The organism is Nocardiopsis sp. TNDT3 (genome assembly GCF_003427465.1).
Classification (GTDB): domain Bacteria; phylum Actinomycetota; class Actinomycetes; order Streptosporangiales; family Streptosporangiaceae; genus Nocardiopsis; species Nocardiopsis dassonvillei.
The window spans coordinates 1-4,118 of the sequence record NZ_QPFC01000573.1 but is presented as its reverse complement, the minus strand read 5'-3'; the positions used below and the strand labels follow the sequence as shown (position 1 = coordinate 4,118).

At 71.3% G+C, this 4,118-nt stretch carries 3 protein-coding genes; all 3 read right to left on the bottom strand.

Features of this window, described 5'->3' with window-relative positions; all coding sequences use genetic code 11:
- On the bottom strand, nucleotides 1–1,034 hold a 1,034-nt coding region (locus DQW06_RS14690; protein WP_255418238.1), incomplete at its 3' end, for an ABC transporter ATP-binding protein/permease.
- Nucleotides 1,035–1,260: 226 nt separating this feature from the next.
- A complete protein-coding gene (cydB, locus tag DQW06_RS14685; protein ID WP_013151255.1) occupies nucleotides 1,261–2,313 on the bottom strand; it encodes a cytochrome d ubiquinol oxidase subunit II in 1,053 nt (350 codons plus the stop codon).
- Nucleotides 2,314–2,325: 12 nt separating this feature from the next.
- Entirely contained in the window at nucleotides 2,326–3,771 is a 1,446-nt protein-coding gene (locus tag DQW06_RS14680; RefSeq protein WP_094800972.1) for a cytochrome ubiquinol oxidase subunit I, read from the bottom strand.
- Between the last annotated feature and the right edge of the window lie 347 nt (nucleotides 3,772–4,118).

The following is a 4,118-nucleotide window of genomic DNA, read 5'->3' as shown; positions in this document are numbered from 1 at the left end:
CCCGCCGCCGGGCCCTCGGCGGTGTCGTCGGAGGCTGCGGCCCCGGTCCGCGCCGTTCCGCGTCCGCGTTCCAGCTCGGTGAACACCTGCTCGGCGGCGGACACGCCCTCCATGCTCGCGTGGAACCGGGCGCCCACCTCGCGCAGCGGCAGGTAGGCCTCCGGCGCCAGGATCAGCACCAGCAGCGCCGTCTGGTAGTCCATGTGGCCGCCCAGCAGGCGCAGGCCCACCTCCACCGCGACCAGCGCCACCGCCAGGGTGGACAGCAGCTCCAGCGCGAACGCCGACAGGAAGGCGATCCGCAGCGTCCCCATCGTCGCCCGCCGGTGGTCCTCGCCCACCCGGCGCAGGATCTCGGCCTGCGCCTTGGCCCGGCGGAACACGGCCAGGGTCGGCAGCCCCTCCACCACGTCCAGGAAGTGTCCGCCCAGACGGCTCAGCAGCTTCCACTGCCGGTCGGTGCGCTGCTGGGTGTGCATGCCGATCAGCGCCATGAACACCGGGATCAGCGGCACCGTCACCAGGATGACGATCCCCGAGATCCAGTCGGCCCAGAACACCACCCCCAGCACGGCGAGCGGCACGATCGCGGCCAGGACCAGCTGGGGCAGGTAGCGGGCGAAGTAGTCGTCGAGCGCGTCCAGGCCCCGGGTGGCCAGGGTGACCAGCTCTCCCGCCTTGGGTGAGCCCTGCTCGCCTCCGGGTTCGGCGGCCCACACCCTGCCCGACCCGGTCACGTGCGCCACCAGCCGGCGGCGCAGCTGCGACTTGGTGCGCGCGGCGCTGTGCAGCGCGGAGGTCTCGGCCACGTAGGACAGCAGGGCCCGGACCACGGCGACGGCCGCGACCGCGCCGACCACCCAGCCCAGGGTCTCCAGCCCCTCGCCCCGCCAGGCGCCGGTGACGGCGCGGGCCAGCAGCCAGGCCTGGACCAGGATCAGGCCGGTGATGAGCACTCCGCTGGCCACGGAGACGGCCAGGTGCGCGCGTACCGCGCTGGCGGTGCGCACCAGGCGCGGGTCAAGGGGCTTCATGGGTGCGGGACCTCACGACGTCGTTCGGGTCGGGTGCACGGCTGACCCGGAGTGGCTGGGGCCTTCACGGTGGCACGGTGCCGTCCCGGTCGGCCGGAGCGGGCGCGACGGCCCCAGTATCCACCGGGTGCGCCCCGCGGACCGGCCGACCCCGCGGCCCTCCTCCGGACGGGGCGGCCGGAAGCCTCCCGGGCGGGTGCGTCCGCCGGGAGGCTCCGCGGCGCGCTCAGGCTGCGGGTTCGGGGTTCCTGTCCCCGTGGTCGGTGCGGGTGACGGTCGCCCCCGTCACGGTCTCGCCGGTCACCCTCCTGCGGAACACCCAGTAGCTCCACCCCTGGTAGAGGAGCACGAGCGGCAGGAACACCACCGCCACCCACGACATCACGGTCAGCGTGTACTCGGCGGAGGAGGCGTTCGCGACGGTCAGGCTGAACGCGGGGTCGGTGGTGGAGGGCAGCACGTTCGGGAACAGCGCGGTGAACAGGGCGGCGAACGCGGTGAGGATGGTCACCGCGGTGCAGGCGAACGACCACCCCTCGCGGCGCCGCCAGGCCGCCGCGACCCCGCCCGCCAGGGCGGCGGCGGAGAGGGCGACGAGCGGCAGGGTCGTGGTCCCGTCGCCGTGGGCGAGCTGGGTCCAGGCCAGGAAGACCGAGCCCAGCGGTACCGCGGCGCACGCGGACCACAGGGCGGCCCGGCGCGCGCGGGTCCGCACCGGCCCGTCGGTCTTCAGGGTCAGGAAGATCGCCCCGTGCAGGGTGAACAGGGACAGCGTCGTCAGCCCGCCGAGCAGGGCGTAGGGGTTGAGCAGGTCGGCCACCGAGGAGGTGACCACCTGGTCCGAGCCCATGGCCACACCCCGGACGACGTTGGCGAAGATCACGCCCCACAGGAAGGCGGGCGCGGTGCTGCCCGCGAAGATCGCCCGGTCCCACCAGGCGCGCCACACGGAGCTGTCGCGCTTGCCCCGGTACTCGAACGCCACGCCGCGCAGGATCAGCGCGACGAGGATGAGGAACACCGGTGCGTAGAACCCGCTGAGCAGGGAGGCGTACCAGGCGGGGAAGGCGGCGAAGGTCGCGCCGACGGCGGTGATCAGCCACACCTCGTTGGCGTCCCAGACCGGCCCGATCGCGTTGATGGCGACCCGGCGGTCGACGGAGTCGCGCCTGCCCATGAAGGGCATGAGCGTGCCCACCCCGAAGTCGAACCCCTCCAGGACGAAGTACCCGATCCACAGGACCGAGATGGCGGTGAACCAGATGACGGCCAGTTCCATGGTCCTTGGCTCCTAGTAGCTGAAGTGCGGGATCTTGGACTCGTCCTCGTCGTCCTCCAGGTCGGGGACGAGGTGGGAGGGTCCGGCCTTGACGTACTTCAGGAGCAGGCCGACCTCGACGACGAAGAGCACCCCGTACACCGCGGTGAACCCGGCCAGGCTCGCCGCGACGGCCCCCAAGCTCACCCCGGGGGAGACGCTGGCCGCGGTGAGCAGCTCACCGTGCACGGTCCAGGGCTGGCGGCCCATCTCGGTGAGCACCCAGCCGAAGATGTTGGCGGCCAGCGCCGAGGGCAGCGCGAGCATGGCCGCGTAGTAGAACCACTTGCTGGTCGGGGTGCGCTCCCTGCCCCAGGTGAGCAGGAGGCCGAGCGCGGCCACCGCCACCCCGAACATGCCCAGGCCCATCATCAGGCGGAAGGACCAGTACACGACGAACACGTTGGGGGTGTAGTCCCCGGGGCCGTAGTACTCGTCGTAGGCCTCCTCCAGGTTGTTCATCCCGTGCACCTCGCCGTCGAACTGGCCGGTGGCGAGGAAGCTGAGCACGTTGGGGATGGTGATGTCGATGGGGTTGTAGCGCTCCTCGGTGTCGCCAACGGCCAGGGCGGAGAAGGCCGCGCCCTCCTCGGTCTCCCACAGGGCCTCGGCGGCGGCGAGCTTCATCGGCTCGTACTCGGCGGCGAGCTTGGCCTGGTGGTCGCCGGAGAAGACCACCAGGGCACCGGCTACCAGGGTGAAGACCAGGCCGACCTTGAGCGTGCCGCGGAACAGGGCGAAGTCCTTCCGGGGCGGGACCACACCGGGGACGCCGGTGTCGTTGTGGTGGCTGTTGCGCCAGAGCTTGTAGGCGCTGACCGCCACGACGAACAGCCCGGCGGTGACGAACGCGGCCGAGACGGTGTGCAGGTAGGTGGACCAGGCCTGGTCGTTGCTGAGCACGGCCCAGATGTCGGTGAGCTCGGCGCGCCCGTTCTCCTCGTTGACCGTGTAGCCCACGGGGTGCCGCATCCAGGCGTTGGCGGCGAGGATGAAGTACGCCGAGAGGTTGGTGCCGATGGCGACCGCCCAGATGCAGGCCAGGTGGACGCCCCGCGGCAGCCGGTGCCAGCCGAAGATCCACAGCCCGATGAAGGTGGACTCCAGGAAAAAGGCGAGCAGGGCCTCCATGGCCAGCGGGGCGCCGAAGACGTCGCCGACGAAGCGGGAGTACTCGCTCCAGTTCATGCCGAACTGGAACTCCTGCACGATGCCGGTGACCACGCCCATGGCGAAGTTGATGAGGAAGAGCTTGCCGAAGAACTGGGTGGCCTGCAGGTACTCGTGCCTGCCGGTGCGGTACCAGAGGGTCTGGAGCACGGCCACGATGAACGACAGCCCGATGGTCAGGGGTACGAACAGGAAGTGGTAGATCGTGGTGACACCGAACTGCCACCTCGCGAGTTCAAGGGCTTCCATACCCGCCTCTCCAAGTACCGACCGCCGGTAGTACTACAAATCGTAGTTCTACAGCGTGTCGTAGTTCCAGCGGGTCCCGCGGAAAACGGTGTTCCGTGCGTCTCGCTGGTAGGTGTGCGGGCTCTCCGGGGCGCGTCGGGGAGGGCTGTCGACGGACCTCCACCGCCGTCACCTGCGGGGAAGCCGCCCGGGAGGGAGGGGCGAGGCCGCGAGACGAGCCGTCGTGTGCGTTCGGACACACGCGCTCCGGGGCGCCTGGCGCTCCGGGCGGGGCCGGGCGCGGACGGTCGCGGGCGGGACCGGCTCGGTCCACGCGACGGCCGGGCGCGAAAGGTTCCGGACACGGC